At 56.5% G+C, this 20,288-nt stretch carries 13 protein-coding genes; all 13 read right to left on the bottom strand.

From position 1 onward, the window contains the following. Nucleotides 1-2: 2 nt before the first annotated feature. On the bottom strand, nt 3-908 hold the full coding sequence (locus tag GXP70_RS15055) for an ABC transporter permease (RefSeq protein ID WP_162357578.1): 906 nt from the start codon (nt 906-908) through the stop codon (nt 3-5). 85 nt (nt 909-993) lie between these two features. Then, entirely contained in the window at nt 994-2,580 is a 1,587-nt protein-coding gene (locus tag GXP70_RS15050; RefSeq protein ID WP_162357577.1) for an extracellular solute-binding protein, read from the bottom strand. Between the two features lie 454 nt (nt 2,581-3,034). Then, nucleotides 3,035-3,154: a YjcZ family sporulation protein gene (locus tag GXP70_RS29860; protein ID WP_225442428.1), complete on the bottom strand. Its 120-nt coding sequence runs from the start codon at nt 3,152-3,154 to the stop codon at nt 3,035-3,037. A 161-nt stretch (nt 3,155-3,315) separates the two neighbouring features. Next, nucleotides 3,316-5,247, bottom strand: a complete 1,932-nt coding sequence (locus tag GXP70_RS15045) for a TOMM precursor leader peptide-binding protein (protein ID WP_162357576.1) — start codon at nt 5,245-5,247, stop codon at nt 3,316-3,318. Beyond that, a complete protein-coding gene (locus GXP70_RS15040; RefSeq protein WP_162357575.1) occupies nt 5,244-6,476 on the bottom strand; it encodes a hypothetical protein in 1,233 nt (410 codons plus the stop codon). Before GXP70_RS15040 ends, GXP70_RS15045 begins: the two co-directional genes overlap by 4 nt. A 524-nt stretch (nt 6,477-7,000) precedes the next feature. Beyond that, nucleotides 7,001-8,167 (bottom strand): N-acetylglucosamine-6-phosphate deacetylase, encoded by a 1,167-nt coding sequence (nagA, locus tag GXP70_RS15035; RefSeq protein ID WP_162357574.1) that lies wholly within the window; start codon nt 8,165-8,167, stop codon nt 7,001-7,003. Between the two features lie 130 nt (nt 8,168-8,297). Beyond that, nucleotides 8,298-11,789 (bottom strand): glycoside hydrolase family 38 N-terminal domain-containing protein, encoded by a 3,492-nt coding sequence (locus tag GXP70_RS15030; protein ID WP_162357573.1) that lies wholly within the window; start codon nt 11,787-11,789, stop codon nt 8,298-8,300. Nucleotides 11,790-11,939: 150 nt separating this feature from the next. Beyond that, a complete protein-coding gene (locus tag GXP70_RS15025) occupies nt 11,940-12,722 on the bottom strand; it encodes a DeoR/GlpR family DNA-binding transcription regulator (RefSeq protein ID WP_162357572.1) in 783 nt (260 codons plus the stop codon). 48 nt (nt 12,723-12,770) lie between these two features. Beyond that, nucleotides 12,771-14,093, bottom strand: coding sequence for a four-carbon acid sugar kinase family protein (locus GXP70_RS15020; protein WP_162357571.1), 1,323 nt, complete (start codon nt 14,091-14,093; stop codon nt 12,771-12,773). Then, nucleotides 14,090-14,752, bottom strand: a complete 663-nt coding sequence (locus GXP70_RS15015) for a class II aldolase/adducin family protein (protein ID WP_162357570.1) — start codon at nt 14,750-14,752, stop codon at nt 14,090-14,092. The genes GXP70_RS15020 and GXP70_RS15015 overlap by 4 nt, the downstream gene beginning before the upstream one ends. Before the next feature lie 75 nt (nt 14,753-14,827). Next, a complete protein-coding gene (locus tag GXP70_RS15010) occupies nt 14,828-17,266 on the bottom strand; it encodes an alpha-mannosidase (RefSeq protein ID WP_162357569.1) in 2,439 nt (812 codons plus the stop codon). Between the two features lie 67 nt (nt 17,267-17,333). Further along, nucleotides 17,334-18,254 carry a class II fructose-bisphosphate aldolase gene (locus GXP70_RS15005; protein ID WP_225442815.1) on the bottom strand — a complete coding sequence of 307 codons (921 nt, stop codon included), beginning with the start codon at nt 18,252-18,254 and terminating at the stop codon, nt 17,334-17,336. A gap of 201 nt (nt 18,255-18,455) precedes the next feature. Further along, nucleotides 18,456-20,279 (bottom strand): alpha-amylase family protein, encoded by a 1,824-nt coding sequence (locus tag GXP70_RS15000; protein ID WP_162357568.1) that lies wholly within the window; start codon nt 20,277-20,279, stop codon nt 18,456-18,458. Between the last annotated feature and the right edge of the window lie 9 nt (nt 20,280-20,288).

The following is a 20,288-nucleotide window of genomic DNA, read 5'->3' as shown; positions in this document are numbered from 1 at the left end:
ACCTACCATATTCCATGTTCTTTATCTACGTATTTCACGATTCTGTTGACCGTAATAATCAATACCAAGCCGATAACGGATTTAAATATGGATATCGCGGTCGCCACCCCGTAATTAAAGTTGTTTTGAATACCGATTCGCAAAGCCAACGTATCCAGGATATCCGCAACGGAATAGACGGGCGGAGAATAGAACAAGTAGATTTGCTCAAAGCCGGCATTCAGAATACCGCCCAGTTGTAAAATCAGCAGAATGACGATCGTCGGCATCATGCTCGGCAGCGTGATCCGCATCGCTTGCTTGAATCTGGAGCATCCGTCGACAATGGCCGCTTCATACATTTCCGTATCGATGCCGGATATGGCGGCCAAATAAATAATCGTCCCCCAGCCTACCCCTTTCCACACTTCGGAGATGACCATAATGCTTCTAAAAAATCTTGGATCCGCCAAAAATAAAACTTTATCATGATGCAAGATATCAACGATGACATAATTGATGATGCCCTTCGAAGAAAGGAGGCTTGTTAATATGCCGGCAATGATGACCCATGATATAAAGTGCGGCAGGTACGAGATGGTTTGAATGACTTTCTTGAATGTACGGCTTACCACTTCGTTTAATAGCAAGGCCAGAATAATCGGTGCGGAAAAACCGAAAATCAGTTTATACACGCTGATGAGCACCGTATTTCTTAACGCGTTCGCAAAGTTATTGTCTTGAAACATATAGTTGAAGTTATCCAAGCCCACCCACGGGCTTCCGAACAGGCCCTTCCCGATCTTGAAATCTTGGAAAGCCATTACATAACCGACAATCGGCACGTATTTAAACAGGATATAAAAGGCTAGTCCCGGCAATAGAAGCATGTATAAGGAAAAGTGTTTCTTGATATTTTGAACAAACATATATGCACCTCTTCTTTACTAAACAAGTGCAATGACAAGAGAACTTCCTTATCATTGCACTTGTCGTAACGCGATAGGGTTTGCTTTATTTCGTATCCTTCGCATATCTGTCGTTCATTTCTTGCGTCATGACATCGCCCTTCAATAGCTTAAATTGCTTCTCCCATTCCGTCCAGCCGGCGTCCAAATCCATTTTCCCCGAAATAATCTGCGTGAATATTTCGGTGGCCTTTGCCGTAATTTGCGGTAATTGAGCATCTGCCGTAGGCGTTGAGAAATACACTTCTCTCGGATGAGCGGACAGGCCCGTATTATTCATGTTGGCGACCGTTGCTTCCGGCCATAAGTATTTCCAGAACTCCCGTTGGTCCATGAACCCGATGTTGTACACGTCCCAAGCGCCATCCGCCCTTAACCCTTTCAAGTCTTTCGTCAATGTCGTCGTGTCGCCCGATTTGGTGTTGTCCGTGCCATCGACGCCGACCGTTATGAGCTTGTCGCTGGAGGTAAAGTCGAATATTCTGGCAATCCCTTCAAGCACATCGGCTTTTGCCTTTGAATTAACCGCCCATATGCTGGAGAACCCGACAGGCAGCCCGTCTTTATCCTTCGTTATGATGTTGCCGTAGCCCGATACGCTCTTGGCAATTCCGGGTGCCGGGGGAACGTTTAGCACGACGAGCTTAGCATCGGGCGTTTTCTCCTGGATTACAGCCAAATCCGCTGCAGCGCCCGACGAAACGCTTGAATATACGCCGACTTTATTGCTTTTGACGAGTTCCGGTTTGCCGTGATTGGCTTGATAGAGCACAAATTCGGGGTCGGCTACGTTCGCAGCGACTAATTCCCTGGCTAAACCGATCGCTTGCTTGTATCCCGGCGTAATTTGCGACCACACCAGTTTGTTGTCGTCCGTCTTCATCCAATCCGAGTTAGGTACGCCGAAAGGCGCCAATACCGGTTCCAGCCCGCCCGCTTTGTCGAAGGCTACGCCGAACGTGTCCCCGTCGATACCGTCTTTGTCCGGATCTTTCGTCGCGAATTGTTTTAACACTTCTTTATACTCGTCGAAGGTCTGCGGGGATTTTAAACCCAGATTATCAAGCCAGTCCTGCCTAATAAATACAGCGCCGTATCCAATATCCCTTGGCGTGGGCAATACGTATAAGTTTCCATCCGCATTCACGAATTTGGTTTGCATCTCTTTGTCATAGAACTTTTGCACATTGGGCATCTTCGGCAGCAGATCCGTCATTTTCGTTAACATCCCGCTTGCGCCAAAATTGTTAATCAACGCGATGGTTTGCGTATCGGTACTCGCTTGAATTAAATCAGGCGCCGTACCGCTGTTAAATTCGAGCGTGAGTTTCTGAACGAAGCTGTCATCCGGTATTTCTTGCACCTTAATGATCGTGTTGGTTTTCTTCTCCAATTCTTTTAAGACGGGATTGTTCGTTCTGTCCCCGTCCGTAAATACGCCTTTGAACGCAATCGTGATGGTTGGCGCGGCCGTTGATGCAGATGTTGATTCCGATGTTGATTCGGACGTCGATGCTCCGGAAGGCTGATTGGAAGCTGGAGCATTGTCGTTATTCGAACATGCCGTCATCAAGACGGAGACCGTTAATCCGAACGCGGCGGCTCTCCCCGTCAATCTAATCTTCTTATTCATGATCGTTCCCCCCTGGAAATTAGAGTATTGACTTTCATGTAGGCGCTTACATTAAGAAAATGAATGACGTGCAAGCCTTACCCTCCTTTCGCGATTTTTCCGAGCAAGCCATTGTACGATCTATTATTCATTCTAGGATGATTATTCCATAAAGCATCTGTCTGAAGCTTTAGTATCACTCCATATTATGTATGCTGATCGCTTATTTCCCATATGATCCAGCGATATCTGATTTCCTTAAGCATAAAGCCAATTACAAGAATATTCCATTCAAGAAATAAGTCGTTTTTTATACTTTTCAGTATACTTTTGCTTACGCCGAACATGAAAATGCTCCCCTCCTGGCAGCAGGTATGTCATTCACCTGTCCGCCATTCGGGGAGCATTTCGCAATCTCGACGGCCACGGCCGCTTCAACCCTTATGCATAGCGCCTTTGCAGGGCGTACGATAACTTAATAGAAAGCGCCGCGTAAAACAATGACCAGCAGAATGAACAGTACAAGAAGTACGCCTGCGCTAGTGAATCCGCCTCCGCAGCTGCAGCTGCCTCCTGCTCCACCAAGAAAACCCATAACGAAATCCTCCCTCCAAGTTGCTAGGGTATTGTATGACTTCGTGATGGAAAAGAACCGGGCGCCTGCGAAAAATGGGTGCATGGATGGGAATATACGTCGTGACAAGCTATGCAGGATTTACATATACAACCTTCCTAACAACCTGGGCTGCCTCTCAATTACGGAAATGGATGCGGATAAGGGTTAAGCTCCGCAGGAGACAGCTTCTTCTTGGCGTACCCCAGTTTCATCGGCACTTCCAATACCCGGTCCAGGCCCGATAATCGGGAATAACCGTGCCCGAACGTCATCGGCAGCATGCCAGGGATCAACACCTTGACGCAGTGCAGTCCGTTGCGGAGCGTCTCGCTCGAAGACTGATCGACGACGATAACATCCAGGTTCAGGCTGCGAAACGTCCGAAGAACCTGTTGCAGATCATCCGTTAAATCGTCATGCATCACGACGGGCCCGAATTCTTCGCCGAAGGTCCGTAGAGGACGCTGTTCGTCCAGCAGAAATCCGAGTCTCTCCTCCGCTTGCGGCAGGCAGTACAACAGCGCATGATCCTCCATATTCTGCACGAGGAAAGAATCGTGAACCATCGCTTCCGCTTCTTCTTGGCGCTCTTGCCAGCGATTCTCCAGCCTCGTGATCGCGACAGCCAGCTCATGGATCGCGCTTCTGGCCGCCCGGACGGGGTCCAGATGAGCGCCGGCTGCGCAGACAAGGTTCAATTCCCGATCCGGTCCCCCTTTCGCGACGGCCCAGATGCTTGGAATGCCGTTCTCCATCGTCGTGTTGTACAAGCGAACGTCGTAGCCGGTTACGGCTCTTACCCGATCGATCATCAACATGAGTTCCTTGTCGCCCGACGAGCGATAATCGAGCCGGGGGACGGGCAGTCTGGCGTACCACGTCATCAAGAATGAATCCCGTTCGACCACCTCTAGTATGCCGTATAAGATCGCTTCCTCCCGGCTTCCGCCGATCGCGCAGCCGTTCGAGATCTCATATACGAAGCTGCCTTCCTGGCCGACGCTGTAATAAGCCAGCCGCTCGGGAATCAGAACGGGACGTTCTTGCAGGAAGGAATAGCCCCAGACCCAAGGCATGATCGAATCGGGGTCATAAGGCTCGAAGGGAAAATCCGGCTGCGCTAACTGCTCCCGCGCATGAAACCCCACACGTGCCGGGTCCATTGCCGTATCTTTCAGGTTGGCATAGCTGTCATATACGACCGTTCGTTTGCCGCGAGGCGCGAAACCGCAGTATCGCTCGATCCCCTCCAGGATAGCGGCTAACAAGCTGTCCGCATAAGAATGGGAATGGCCTCCGGTCACTTCGCTCGACAAGTTCACGGGCAGGTTAACGGCCGCGCTGGCGAACGCGGACAGGAAGTCCGACTGCTTGCCGTTGATGAGCCCGGTTCGGCTGTCCAAGTAGTCTCTGGCCAGCACCTTCCGCAGCTCGCTCATCGAACGGCTGCGGTAATGCTGCCGGTCGGGCTTCATGCACGGCCGAAGCGTTATTGCGGCTGCTTCCGCCGAGTCATCCGGCAATCGGCTGCATATCGGGCAGCTTTGCTCAGGCAGGAAATAGTGGACGGAGGTATTCATCGTCTTCAAGTCAACGATGTAGAGGCGGCCGTCCAAATCGGCATCCTCGCCTCGAAGCGCCCTTGCTGCAGTCTCGGAGAGAATGAAGGCTAAATGCCGCAATCCCGAAGGGGATACCGCAGCGGGAGGCTTGGGCGGAAGATCGGGGAATACCAGCCTTAATAACTCGTCGCTCACTTCCTCCTGGTCGTGGCTGGCCCGCATGCGCCTGGTTTCCGCACATCGGGAACAGCCGGACGACCCCGGACGGATTAACGGCCCTACCACGCCTTCCCCATTGGACACATAGCAGCCTAGCCAAGGGAGACCGCGAGGCCGCAGGAGCTCTTCGGCTTGAAGATGAACGGAGGGGCTCCCTCCCACCACCACGACCAGATCTGCGAACGGCAAGTCTTCGCCGAAATCCGGTCTGCGCACGACCCGGACTCCCGGCAACAGCTTGCTCACCGTATCCGCGAGCATGCCTTCTCCGATCACAACGACGGTATTCATAAGGACTCCTCCTCACGGAGCACTAGGCCAACGACCGCTATCGGCCCATCTCTTAAGAAAGACTCGTACCGCATGTCAAAGACCTCGAGGCGCTTGCGATGCAGCTTCAAGGTTTGAACGGCCAACCGTATGCATGGCGCGAGTTCGATCGCGTTTCCAGAAGGAATGATGACGCCCGGCTGCTTATGATCATGCCAAGTCACAGAAGAAACCGGAGTGCTTTCTGTTTTCATCAAAGCATTCTGCAGCGATTGCCGAAGGGCGAGCGTTAGATGGAGGCCTACGCTGCCATACCAGGAAGTACCCGAACGGACCCACACTGCAGGAAAGCCGAGCAGCGGCTCTCCGGAGGCGATGAGAGGCTCGCCCTCCAGGATATCGAGGGCTTGCAAATAATATAGGCAATGGACATCTTCGATTCGGGTACCTTCCATGCGCGTGAGAATCTGTTCATGACCATGGACCCGCCGGCCCAGCTCCTTGTTCAAACAAGCCTTCAGTCCGCGGCCGACTGCTTCGGCGAAAGTGAATCCCGCTCCGATATGGATGTCCTCCCGCCGGCTTGAGGGCAGCCCAGGCAATAACAGCGGGGCCATGCGAGCAGTATATGCTTCAAGACCGGCAAGCCCCGACTCCCGCCTAGCCTCTGCATGCGTCAGACCGCTGCCGACGATCGTCGGCAACAGCTTCGCAGGTCCTTCCGACAGCGGATCGGCAGGCTCAACGAGACATTGCGCCAGCGGGAGCTGGCTCAGCGCGCCTTCATCCCACGCATGGAAAATGCCCGACGCCTCCGAGGTCAGGCTGCTGAACCATGAGAACCATTCCTCCGGATCAGGCTCCTGGTCAGTTCCGAGAGTTAACTCGGCATCCATCGCCGAACGGACCGGTTCATGGCCGGATTCTAACGGATGAGGAAGAATCGGATGCCAGCTTCCTTCCAGCGTAACCGGATGCAGGAGATAACATTGATCGCTGCAATTCGCACCTCTCTCTGCCGTGTCTTCCGCTTCATCCGTCTCTTCCGTCTCTTCTGTCTCTTCCATCTCTTCTGTCTCATTCGTGCCCAAGTTGCGCCATTCATTCACGATCAGATTCGCTAACAGGTCGGAGGCCGTGGCAGAGACCGATCGCGTTTCCCAATCCGCAGGGAATACAGACGCATGCACGCGTCTCCATGCCGATGCCCAGCTGCCGTTTCCTTCCGGATGAAGCAGCGGCCCGGCCATCCCCATGCCTCTTACGAGCATAGCGGGAAGCAGCGGCTTCTTCTCGGCTCTGCAAGCGGCTTGAAGCTTCTGAAGTTCTTCCGGATCGCCATGCTGGGCGACATACATAATGAATGAGAAGGGCCGAACGGCAGCCGCCCAGCCCGCTTCGTTGTCTTCGGCCGCGGCAATGATATTCGGCAGCGCCTCCGAATCGCCGATAAGTGCCTGTTCCGGAACCCTCTTCAGCTCCTCTTCATCCGTTGACTGCGCGTTCGTTATCAGCACGTCGATCCCCGATAATCCCGATGCATACCACGCCTTTACAAGCGAGATCAAGATCGTTCCGGAACCGACCGCAAGTACGCCGTGAGACGACATTTTGCTGCCCTCCATTCTTGGCATGACCCCTTAAGAAGCCGTAGCGATCAAGACTTCATGCCCAGACATTCAAGCTAATTAACAAACTATGTCTCGCGGCTTGCGATTATTCCTCCGGCGAATTCCGGTTGCATGGTTAGCAGCTTACCGTATAACTTCGGCGTTTACTCATGCTCGCTGCTATAGACGATATGACCGTCCACCATCGTCCATATCACGTTGAAACCGTCATCCATCAGCACCAAGTCCGCATCCATGCCCGGGGCGATTCTGCCTTTCGCGGGCATGCCCAGTACGTCTGCCGGCGTTTCCGTTGCCATTCGGACGGCGTCCCTGAGCGGAATTCCTGCCCGAACGGTTTTGGCCAAAGCTTCGTTCATGGTTACCGTGCTGGAAGCGAGCGTGCCGTCTTCGAGCTTAGCTACGCCTTGCGAAACCGTAACCCGATGGCCGCCGAATTGATAAGTGCCGTCCCCCATCCCCATCGCTTGAAGCGCGTCCGTTATCAGCACCATCTTATCGGCGCCCTTCTCGCGGTATAGCATCCGCACGATTGCGGGGTGCAGATGAACGTCGTCGACGATGGCCTGCACGCTGACATGGCGTTCTTCGAAGGCCGCGACGACGATTCCGGGATCGCGATGATGGATCGGGCGCATGCCGTTGAAGCAGTGGGTCACATGGCTTGCCCCGCATTGAAACGCTTCCTTGGCCTCTTCGTACGTCGCGTCGGAATGCGCCACGGATACGACGATTCCCCGTTCCTTCAAGAAGGACACCATCTCCATGCCGCCGGGCAGCTCGGGCGCCAAGGTTACCATCCGAATGAGCGAACCGGCATGTTCAAGAATCGCCGCCATTTCATTCGCATCCGGATGCCGCAAGTACCGTTCGTTCTGCATGCCTTTGCGCTTGGCATTGAGATAAGGTCCTTCAATATGAACCCCGGCTACTCGCGCTCCCGTTTCCTGCCCGCTATACTCGGCAACGCTGGCCAGCATGCCAAGAAGGTCTTCCATCGAAGAAGAGACGGAGGTCGCCAAGAATGACGTGCATCCGGTCCTGGCACAAGCTCTGGATACCGCATCCATGCTTTGAAGCGTCCCGTCCATCATATCGAACCCGTCCGCGCCGTGAATATGAACGTCGATCATACCGGGAATGAGCAGCAAGCCCCTGCCGTCTATTACCGTATCCGCATCGCTGCACGATAGGCCGGTCCCTTCGGCAGGACGGATTTCCGTTATGCGGCCATTCTGAATGCGGACATCGCTTAATACGGGCTCGGCTTCAATCCATAAACGCACATTCCTGATGAGGCAAACAGACATTTTCGCAACACTCCTTAATGTCATTAAGAATTCAATCGAGAAACAGCGAAACCTCCCCATCGGTCTGTCGGAACGGTACTTCCATTAACCCAGGGGAGGTTTCTATTCCTGCTTGTTGCATTGCAGCGAGTTAAGCGAACTGGATACGCGCCGTAGCCAATCCCCACGGGCCGACAGGCAGCCGAACGGAGCCGTCCGATTCGATCCGCAGCTCTTCGCCGTCGTATTCGAGGAGATCCGTCAGCCATGCCCTTCGAATCGGCTTCCCGGGAAAGAACAGTCTCGCCTGCTGCTCCCGACCGGAGATTTCCTGCAAACGAACGATGACGCCTTCTTTGTTTCTCGCTCCTTTGATCGTGGTCGCCGCGACTTGCGCGGGCTCGATCACGGCCAGCGTCCCGCCGCCGGTCTGTTCGTACGGCTGCTTCTCGGCGCGCTGCTCTTGGAAGCTCATGCGCTGACCATATAATCCGAGCCTTCTGGAATGCCCGAAACGATACGCCTCGTCCAGCTTAAGCGCTTCCGCGCTGGTCAGCGAGTACGCGAACGTAATCAGCCCGCCTTGGGAAGGCTTATAATTCGACTTCCAATAATTATTGAGCACATACGAGAAGACTTTGTTCCCGGACAGGTTGAGCTCCTTCGGCCAGCGTCCCTTCACCTCTTCGTTCACGGTGAAGAGCGGAATATCCGGCGAGGCGATCGTCACGGCCGCTTCTGCGCCCTGCACGACCATGGCGGTCTGCAGCGGCAGCCATTCCTTGCAGGCGCCAGGCAGCTGATCCCGATCCCAATTCACCCAGCCGAGCTGCGAATCCGACAGGACGGACGCTTCGGTCAGCTGCAGCGGGAAGGCGACATAGACCGCTTCCGTCGCCGTCGTCTCTTGCTTCGCGTAGCGATAGCGAAGATCCAGCCGTTTGGTCTCCCGGAACAGCTCCCATTCTATGGTCAGTTCCCCCATAGGCACGGAGCCCGTCGCGATGATGGATACCGAAGCGGCGTTCTCCGCGCGGTGAACGGTCTTCAGCTCGAAGTCGCCGAGCAGCTCCGCCCCCTGATCCGTCTTGTCCGCATGGTTGCCGAGGAGCTTCGATCCTTCTCCGCCGCGCGCATAGAGGAATGCGCCGAAGCCATGCGGATCGGAGATATCTACCAGCTCCGCGCCCGTGTCCAAGTCCGTCCAGGACTGTATGCATCCGCGCTTCGCGTCGATCGTGACGGAATAATGCCGGCTTTCCAGGATGATCGGCACGCCTTGATCGATTGCGGTTTGCCGAGATTCGGGCGCAGCGGAAGCCGGCTGCAGGACGAATCGGCGATAGCTCATCCCAGGTACGTCTTCGATCCATAGCTGCACGACGGACTGGGAGCGCGTGGAGCGCAATAGGCGCAGCGGCACCGGCTGACCCGACACGGGATCGATTACCTCTTCCCCTCTGGCGATTTCCACGATCACTTCGGAGCTCAATGGCCAGCTATGCGGATTATAGACCACGACCTCCCTGCCGCTATTGTTCCAACGCAAACTATGCCTCGTGGCGGCCGCAAGGAGCAGCCGCTCCCCCCAGCCTTCCGCGGACTCCGCCATCTGCCTCTTGACCTTCCATTGATCCTGCTGCAGCATGGCTTCCGGATCGGAGCCCGCCAGGAACGCGCCCCAGGTATGCTCGTCATATAACAGCACTTCCCGCCAGGCGGCATTGTAATGCTGCAGCGGATAGGCCGCGCCTTCGCCATGGATGACGGCGAGCGCATCCAGCTTCTCGGCGGCGGGCAGCATCGCTTGCGCGCGGCGAACCTTGATCGATTCGGCAATGCTGGAACCGACGCCGTCTTCCCAATAGGCGCCTTGGTCGCCCTTGACCGTCTGCAGCGTATCGCCGAAGTTCTCTTCGACGTAACGGAAGAAGCCGCTGACATCGCACGGGATCAGTTTCGGGTAAGCGTACGTCTCGTTCCACGCCTTGACGAAGCCGATCGGAAAGGGATCGATATCCGTATTGTCCGCATCCTGCCCGTACAGCATCACCGCGTCGGGCGCATAATGATCATGCTCGAACTCGTCCAGCCACACCTGCAGCCCCTTGGCAGCCGTCTCCGCAGTAGCCGGCGATCCGCATACTTTCTTGAGCTCGCAATACATCTTGGCCAGCCAGACAAGTACGCGTCCGCCGTTCACGCCTTCCCAGTAGAACGGGTTCAATTGATGCAGATTGCCGTTCAGACGGAACGGCCCCCGGTCTTGATTATTGGCATGGACCAGGTATCGGACGCCGCTGCCTTCCAGAATCGCCGGAAGCGATCCGCTCGCGGAGGCCACGTCCACGATGGCCGCATGATCGGCGCGCTGTCCGAGCTCGCGCAGATAATCGTCGCTAAACTCGCCATTTCGGATTAAATCCTCGATCGACGCGAATTGCGTCAGCAGATCGGTGTAATTGCTCGGCACGCCGATTTCCCCGCGCCGAACCGCATCCTTCAATGCGTCCTGCATGCTTTCGTCGCGGTAAGCGGCGAATTCCTCAAGCGCCCAAGACGAGTCGAGGACGTACGTAAACGGCGGGTACCCCCAGCGTTCGCTCGTTTCGCGCTCGGACTGCACGAGCTCGATCGTCTTGTCCAGATTACGGCATAGCCGTTCGGCGACTTCCCATTGACGATGGGTATATCCGATATCGGTATGCACATGGGGCGTCGTATAGACCTGCCATTTGCGCCGGCGCCGGAACCGCCCGCGTTCATCGATAGCTAAGCCGTTCGCGTTCCCTTCCAGCACATAATCGACGGGACCCTCTCCATCTTCGATGTCGAAGGACAACGCGGCGTGACCGAACCGGCTCGCTGCGGGCTGCAGCGGTATGCGCATCTTGCGGTCATCGGCGCCCGTAAGCATCAATTTCAGCTCCTCGCCCGCATAGGATCGGCCGAATTCGAGATAGGCGTCAACCCTTTCGAGCAGCTTATCGCCCTCTTGCCGATACAAGACGGATGGCTTCACGCGAAGCCGGACGACAGCCTGGTCCGGCAAGGCGGACAACGCTTCGAATGCCATCCAATCATAGTAGAAGCCGGCAGCATCGGCCATTCGGTCCAGACGAAGGACAGCTTGCGGATTATGGACATGCACGATCGGATCGTCGTCTCGCGCCTCGACGGTCAGTTCATTCCATCCGGTTCGAAGCGCATCGCCCGGAATGATCATCTCCATGGTGCCTTTCGCGAAAATCGTCGTATGCAGCGAATGCTTGGGCTTCATGATCCCGTCGGCCGCTGGCGCGGGATGCAAGAAGCCTTTCCCTTCCGTGCCGTTAACGATGATGGCGACATACGGCGTCCGCGGCGTGGTCACGATGAAATGAAGCGATAACCGGTAAGCGGGCGCGGCGGCTTCCTCAAGCCGAAACCGGACGGTATACGGATGCGGCTTGTAGCCGCCGTCCGGGTCCGCGTTGCTCACATGAAACAACGGCCATGAATCGGCATCCGTCTGCCTTCCGTTCTCCCCGATTGTCCATACGCGCCTCGTCACCGCATCCGGATCCCGATAATTGTCTTGAAAACCGCGTAAATCGCTGTTCGGCTCGCCGATTTGCCAGATTAACTTTCTTTGCTCGTTCACGTGTATGCTCGTCCCTTCATGCCGTTCGTAATGAAACGTTATTTGACGATGGATAACCTTGAGCGGCTCCCTTATTCCGCATGCGCGAAATAAGACCGAACTGTCGTTAGCCCCGGTCCCGTTCATGCTCCCATCGTGTCGTTCGACCGATCAAGTCGCCTCGCAAGCGATGACCTGCACCCCCAGCTTTCGAATTTCAGCCAAAATCATCGGATCTGCCAGCGTGCTTGTTATCAGTATGTCTACGTCCTGGAAGGCGCTGTAGGCGATTAACGCCTGCGCTTGGAATTTCGTGTGATCGGCGACGACGACGACCTTCTGGCCGGCCGCGACCATCGCCCGCTTGATCTCCGCCTCGTAGATATCCGAGCTCGTGAAGCCTTTCCGAAGCGAAATGCCGCTCGTCCCCATGAACACGTAATCGGCGTTATAATGCTGAAGCTCCGTTTCCGCGACGGGGCCGACCAGGCTCATCGATTTTTTGATGACTTTGCCGCCGAGCAGGAAGACATGGGATCCGTCGTTCTCCAGCAACTCCTCGGCGATATTGATCCCGTTCGTCACGGCAACCAGCCCGTCTCGCATTTTGAGATGGCTGGCAACGCACCACGTGGTCGAACCGGAATCGATGATGACGATTTGATTCTCGCCTACCAGCCCTGCCGCATAGCGGCCGATCGCGTTCTTCTCTTCGAAATACTCGAACTTTCTCTGCTGAACGGGAGGGATCGAAGCGGATAGCTGCTGGAAGTCGTCGACTAATATGGCTCCGCCGTAGTTCTTCTGTACAAGCCCTTCCCGTTCCAATTGATTCAAATCCCGGCGAATGGTCTCCTCGGAGACATTGAAGGTTTTCACAAGCTCCGCTACTTTAACGCTCTTCTCCAGCAGCAGCTGTTCTTTGATTTTGTTGCGCCTATGTGCGACGATCACCGTGACCCCTCCCGACAACTGTGTATGAACCGTACGAACTTCGGATACCTATGCATGACGGACGTGATCTGCCGCTTTTAGCAAGAAATCCGGCCGGCCGAAGCTGCCTGACTTCAGCACGAGAAGCAGCGGCTGCCCGCCGAGCGTGACGCAGGACGGCAGACCGGATTCGATTTCGCGATAGATCCGCATGCCGCTGACGCCGAGACTCGCGCATACCGCAGCGGAGGTGTCCCCGCCGGCAATGACGGCGCGATTCTGTCCGGTCTCCGCAAGCACGCGCCGCACGATCGCCGACAGGGCGCCGGATACGAGACGCGACACTTCCTTGCCGGCGATTCCGCGGCGTTCGCCTTCCGCCTTCGTACGGGCGACCGCTTCCGGCGTGTTCGGAGAATGAACCAGCGCGTCTCGTCCGCCCGAGATCGCGGCAGCCATGGACTGCGCGATTCGCTTAAGCTCCGCTTCGCGTTCATCTTCCGTGAACAGCTGCAGCGCGTCAAGCTCATACACCGATACGGTTCCGGCGGCCTTCGCCTCGGCGATCTGGCTGGCGGTTTGCGGCATCAGACTGCCGGCAGCCATCACGACGCCCATGGATTCGCGCTTGGGCACGCCGGAGCCCTCATCCGGCTTATGCTTGGCTCCCCATGCTAGCGCCAGTTCCTCCGAAAGCGCCGACGCTCCGGCCGTCACGCGTTCCTCTTGAACCGCTTCGGCAATCGCGCGCAGCGACGCCTGATCTTCCACGTCAATGATCGCGTAGTGATAATCCTGCTTCTTAAGCGCCGCGATGCGCGCTTGGATTGCCGCCGCGCCTTCGGCAACCGTCCCGCGATCGATAATCGTCACTTTGCGCTTGGTCTGCTGCTGCAAAATGCCGTCCATGTCCGAACGCGTCATCGGATGAACCGGATCGCTCCTAAACTCGGAGACCTCCAGTTTATTCCCGTGCACGTAGTGAATGCCGTTCAGCGTCACTCGGCCGTTCTTCGGAAATCCGAACACGACCGCGGCGAAGCGTTCGTCCAGCGCGTCAAGCATGGCATCGAATTCAGCGCCTATATTTCCCCTGCCAACCGAACAGGTCTTATTAATGAACGCCGAACAGCCGATTCGCCGTAAATCCCGGGTCGCTTGGAATACTTTGGCGTACGCCTTCTCCGGCGAATCGAATCGGGAATCGGTATCCAGCACAAGCACGTCGGGTCGTTCGGCGGCTTGAAGCGTCAGTCCCTTGTCGGCATTGTACGTATACACATGCGTCGCATAACCGGCCTTCGCGTACATGATGCCGATGTCGTTCGCCCCGGTCACGTCGTCCGCTACGATGCCGATCATGGCAGGCGCACGATGTACGAATTCGCTCACGCCTCCCACTCCCTTCTAGGCTTGTATCCGGCATGATTCAAGAAGCGCTGCACGGTCTCTCCAGAGAGCTTCGCTAACGAGACTCCGGCACTCCTGGCCGTGATTAGCATGCGACAGGCCATTTCAAGCGTTTGGAGCGCCATTCGCGCTTCGCGGATGTTCGTATCGTAGACGAGCACGCCATGGTTCTCCAGCAGCAGCACATTCGCATGCTTGACCTTCTCGGCCACAGCAGCGCCTAGCTCCTCCGAGCCCGGATGGCAATATCGGACACGCGCCACGCGTTCCAGGTAGTACATCGTTTCGACGAACAAATCGGACGGCAGCTCCTCGTTCGAGCATGCGAACAACGTGCTGTAGAACGGCGAAGCATGAAGCACCGCCCCGATTTCCGGCCGCTGCTCGTACACGGCCCTGTGCATGGGCATTTCTTTCGAAGCCTTCCGGCCTTGCGGGAACGTCAGCCCGCCGAAGGTGCATTCGGCGAAATCGTCATCCCCCAGCTCGCCCAGGAAGGTTCCGCTCGCGGTAATCAAATACCGGTCGTCGCCCGTCCGCGCGCTAATATTGCCGGCATTGCCCCAAGCGAGGCCATGCGCCATCATATAGCGGCCCGCGGATTGCAGCTCGCTGCGGACCGCCTCAGTTCCTATTAGCATCGAATTCGCCTCCTCTCCCCCGATTTCCTGCAGAGCTGGCCGGAAATCCTCGAAGGACCGCCGGCCGGATCAGGTTTACCATTCGATCATGTTCACTTCGCTTGCCGGTACGCTCGCATCTTTCGATACGCGGAACGTCTTGATCTCGCAAGGGCCGAACGATGCCTTGATGACGCGTCCCCACTGCGGCAGCGCGATCGTGGCGTCCGTCGCGATTTTCGACGTTTCGTACAGCCGGATAATCAGATCGTCGCCGTCCTCGCTGTTCTTCATCGCGCCGACGATAACGTTGTCTTTGTCCACCGACAAGAAGGAATTGGTTTGCGGCAATGCGCCGTCATGGTAGGTTTCGATGACCGAGACGGGCCGCTGGATCAGCTCCTGCGTCCGCTTGACCGTCCCTGCTTCCTCCCAGTTGCCTTCATGCGGCATGATCCGGTAGTTGAAGGTCTGGATGCCTTGGTCGATGAACGTGTAGTGGCCGTTCTCTTCCGGCACCTTCGGATCGTGATGCGCGTAGATCGCGCTGCGAAGCACCGTAATGGCGAGCTCCTTGTTCATGATGCTGTAGCTGTACTTCGCGTCGTTCATAATGCTGCATCCGTACACGACGCCCTTGTCCCGCGCGATGCCGCCGTAATCGACCCATGCCTGCCCCGGCTCTTCCTCGCCGTTATGCTCGCGTTCCTTGAAGCCGTACGGAATTTCGTACGTTTGGCGCGTGAAGACGAAGTTCATCGGGAAGACCAGCTTCAGCATCTTGAACTGCTCGCGCCAGTCCACGGTCACTTTCACGTCGATGTAATCCAGATCCCGGTACATGGTGAAATCCTGAACCAGCCTCGAGCTGCCGTACGCGGAGGTTACGCGGATGACCGATTTGACCGGACCGTGCTCGACCCGCTTCACGCTGGTCGCGTGGAATTCGCCGATCGTTTGATTGAAGTGAAACACGTTATGGCTCCATGTATCGCTCTTGTCTTCGATGACGACCGGCTTAGCCGCGCCGCCGTTCTCCGGTCGGAACACCTCGAAGCCGAGCTTCTTGTCGTTCAGGCTGCTGATGAAGCCGGTAGCCGGATCGAATTCGATGCGGAAACGGTCGTTCTCCATGGCGTAATCGTTCGCCTTGATCGGGTTGATCTGCAGCCGGGCTTCCGTTGCTTCCGTACGAAGCTTGTAGACCCGATAGCCCATCGGAGGCAGCTCGGCAACGAAGCTCAGACGATAACGGCCGTTCGCCGTCGCCAGCGACTGCACGCTCTGGAATGCGATCTGTTTGCCCGTCTCGTCCACGAGGATCGTGCCGTCCTTGACGGAACCGCCCATTTCAAGCTCGATGTTCGCCGAATAGGCCCAAGAGTGCGGATTGAAGACGACGATCGGCTTCATGCCCTGTTCTTCCTCGATCCCGATGTTCCACGAAAGCGATTGGATCGCGTAGTTCAAATTGCGGTCCGCGATGGCGAGCGCTTCGCCGTACAGATTCCGCGCGTCCTCGTATGCGGGTTCAATCGACGTCCCGGCAAGGATATCATGGAACTGATTGAACAATACGCCCTTCCAGGCGGTGATGAAATCCTTCGGATAAGGCTGATTGGCCGCGCGCTCGGCAATGGCGGAGAACTTCTCCGCGGCGATCAGCATATTCTCGGACTTGCGGTTGAATTTCTTGATTTCCGAATGAACCGCGTAGCAGCCGCTCGCATGGTGCTGCAGGTCGTCATGGACGACCGGATACCGGACGTCCTTCTCCTCGACGGCCTCGAAGAAGCGGTTCGGCGTGCTGAATACGAGCTCGGGGAGAGCGGGATCCTCGTTCATCCGGCGAATGCTCGCGATATTCTCCTTTGTTGGTCCGCCGCCATGGTTGCCGACGCCGTAGAAGCACATCAGCTCGTCGATCGGCTCGCGCAGCTCCGCGGCGCAGCGCGCGACATGGAGATCCAGTTCTTTGCCCCAGGTGCAGTATTCGAACATGATGCGGAAGGTCAGCACTTGCGAACCGTCATCCGATTCCCAGTGGAACAGACGGCCCGGAAGGCCCTTCTCGTTCGGCATCGGCCGCATCATGACGTAATAATCCATGCCGGACTTCTTCAGGATTTGCGGCATCATGCCGAAATGGCCGAAGCTGTCGACGTTATAGCCGACTTTGGCGGTAACCCCGAATTTCTCCTTGAAATAACGCTGCGCGTACAAGCCTTGACGCACGAAGGATTCGCCGCTCGGAATGTTGCAATCCGGCTGAATCCACCAGCCGCCGACGATTTCCCAGCGGCCTTCCCGGATGCGCGCGCGAATTTCCTCGAACATGGCCGGATCGTTATTCTCGACCCACTCGTAATAGACCGCGGAGCTGGACGTGAAGAGGAAATCGTCATTCTCCTTCATCCGGTCGAGCGCCGAACGGAACGTCGCCTTGACTTCTTGAAAGCCCTCTTGCCATTGCCAGAGCCACACCGGATCCAAGTGGGCATTGCCGATCATATGAAGCTTCTTTCTCGTAGACATATCAGATCTCCTTCGGATGGAATCAAGTTCTAGCTCTCAGAACGCGGACGGACGCGCGAAGATACTTCTACAGGGTAAAATCCGCGGCTTGCCCTTGGCTGCCCAGGAAGTTCGCGATCTTATCGAGAACGGTCGCTTCTACCGCGGCCAGTCCCGCGTTCAGCTCTTCCGGCGGAAGCGCCTTGAGCTCGGCATTGGTCATCCGCTCTTCCCGTCCCAGCGCTTCCAACAAGGACAGCTCCAGATCCGTCGCAATATTGACCTTGCTGACCCCGCCTTGCGGCAGACGGATCGCCTTCTCGATCATCCAGGCCGGAACGCCGGAGCCTCCGTGAAGCACGAGATGAACGGGAGTCAGCTGCCGGATCGCCTCAAGACGGGCAAAATCGATCTTCGGCTCCTTCACCATATAGACGCCGTGCGCGGTGCCGACGGAGACCGCAAGGGAATCGACGCCCGTACCCTCCACGAACCGCTTCGCTTCCTGCGGATCCGTGTACAGTTCTTCGTCATTGTCCGTCTCGATATAATCCGTCGTGCCGATCATGCCCAATTCCGCTTCCGCGGAGACGCCGTGCGCATGGGCGAATTCAACCGCTTCTTTCGAAATTCGGACGTTCTCTTCGAACGGCTTTTCGGATGCGTCGATCATGATCGACGTGAAGCCCGCTTCGACCGCTTCTTGAATCACCGAGAACGTCTTCGTGTGATCCAGATGGAGAACGGCAGGCACCGTAATGCCTTCGGATTGCAGCCGCGCATAGAATTCATCCGCGAATTCCTTCGGCGTAATGCCGTAGCGCTCGAGCTCCTTCTGCGAAATTTGGCAAATGAACGGAGACTGCGCTTTCTGCGCGGCGCGCAATACGGCCTGAATAACCGGCGTATAACGGGGAGAGAAAGAACCGATCGCATACTTGCCCTTCTCCGCCATGACGGAGGCCTGCTTCAAGGTGACGACGTTTCGTGGCTTGCTGGTTGAATTCAATGTAGTTCACTCCCGTTATCATTTTAAAATGAGTTCGTATGCTAATGAGTTAGTAAGAAAATGAGTGTATACGCGCCTAACGTATCCACAATGAACCTATGAATGTCTCGTATGAACCTATGAATGTCTCGCCGCGGCCGGCTTGTCGAACGCGAACCGTTCAACAAGCCAAAACGATTAGCGATACCGCCTTGCTCCGGGTTACGCCCACCAAGCGCCGCTCGCAGGCGCTTTGCTTGCGGCATCGGCAGTTCCCGCTTGCGCGGCGTCGCCGGCAGTCAAGGCTCCGCGCCTCGCCGCTTCCGCGATGCTGCCATTGCCGCCATTCTTCTCCGACCGTTCCCAAGCGTCGCGAATCAACTGATAGTCTTCTTCTTCAAGCGGTTCCTTCGTCATGTCGAAATGGCTGACATAGTAGAGGGACGGCACGCCGAGTTCCGGCTGCAGCTTCACGTATTCGCGCCAGTCGGAACGGTTCGTGATCGGCCAGTTGTCGGTATCGATGATCGCGTCCGGGCAGCCGATGGCGGCCACTTTCGCCCGTAGGGTCATGGCTTTGATGACGTCCTTGCCCGTATTGATATCGTTAAGCCGAATCATATCGACCACGTCCGCCAAATACGGATGCGGCGTATGCGACATGATAAGCGCGTCCCGTTTCGTTCGTTTGGCTTCATCGTTCAAGATCCACAAATATTTGCGCATGAGCTCAAGTCCCCATTCGTCCCCGTAAGCGCGAATGCCGGGACCGCTCGGTATGCGGGCCGAGAAGTCGATCTTGAAGCCGTCCGCGTCATAGCCGTCCGCCGAGAGCATCTGGCGAATCGATGCGCGCATCCGCCGTTCAAATGCCGGATTCGTCGGGTCGAAAGCAATCGGCAGCCCGGCGGCATTGCGAATGCATTCGTCAGCCGGCAATCCCTCCGGATCCCAAGCCTTCAGCCAGAGCAGCACCTTCTTCCCTTCTTCATGCTGACGGCGGATGAAGCCCATGACGTCCGGCCACTTCGCTTCATCGACGAGGTTTTCGCCGTACTGCGCCTGCCATTTGTCGTCCAGGACCACGATGCCCGGCGTAATCCCGTTCCGGTCGAGCTCCGTCATGAACTGTTCGTACAGCTCCTGCCGCGCATAGTTCGGCGCGCGATCCTGGGCGACCGCCGCGACATAACATTGCGAGCCCCAACCGCAGAAAATCGGGCTTCTCCACCAATCCGGCTTCTCGGCTGGCGCCTTGCTGCTGACCAATCCTTGCTCGCGCAGCGAGCGGACATGCGCCGCGAGCGCGCCGTACTCGGAATCCGCAAAATCGAAACCGACCGCCGGAAGGACATAATGACCGTTGACCGCTGTATGGCCTTCGTAAGATAAGGAAAGATGAAACCCGAATTGCGCATGATAGCTGAATTCCGTAAAGCGGTTATGCCCGGGCTTCGCTTCGACTCCGACGCCCACCCAGCCCTGCTCCGCTTCGAACGCGAAGCAGAACGGCGGAGGCGTGAAGAACCAATCGCCTTTGCCGGGAAGCGGCACGCCCATCATGTCGATCACCGATCCGCCGGTAGGCGCGAAGTAGTTCGTTTCCTGACCGTTGGGCTCCGGATTGAAGCCTTGCTTGAAGCGTTGGCCGGAGCAGAAGAAGCCCGAGCCCCAGCGGACATGCCCCGAATAATAGCCGCCGAAGTAATTCGCTTCGGCCAGCTTGCCCTCCCCGAATACTTCCATCTCATACGAGAAACGATGCGGGTGACACCGGAACCGGTATATTTTCTTCTCCCATGCGGAGCTCTTCGCTTCTATCGAGGCGATAAAGCTTCCATCGCGCTCTTCGATCGTCCACTCGCCGAGAATCTCCACGGTATCGTCCCTGTCGGCCAGCGGATGGATGCTCGAAGGCACGAACAGCTCCATTACGTTGTCGCCGGCGTTGTCTTTGACGTTAACAAACGGGCGATCCTTCGGAAAAGTCAGTTCGTAGCGCTCGGCTTTGATGCACGGGATGTCATTTTCTCTTGTGAACTGCAATATCGTTCC

It is taken from the genome of Paenibacillus lycopersici (genome assembly GCF_010119935.1).
In the GTDB taxonomy this organism is placed as follows: domain Bacteria; phylum Bacillota; class Bacilli; order Paenibacillales; family Paenibacillaceae; genus Paenibacillus_Z; species Paenibacillus_Z lycopersici.
This window is presented reverse-complemented; position numbering and strand designations above follow the sequence as displayed.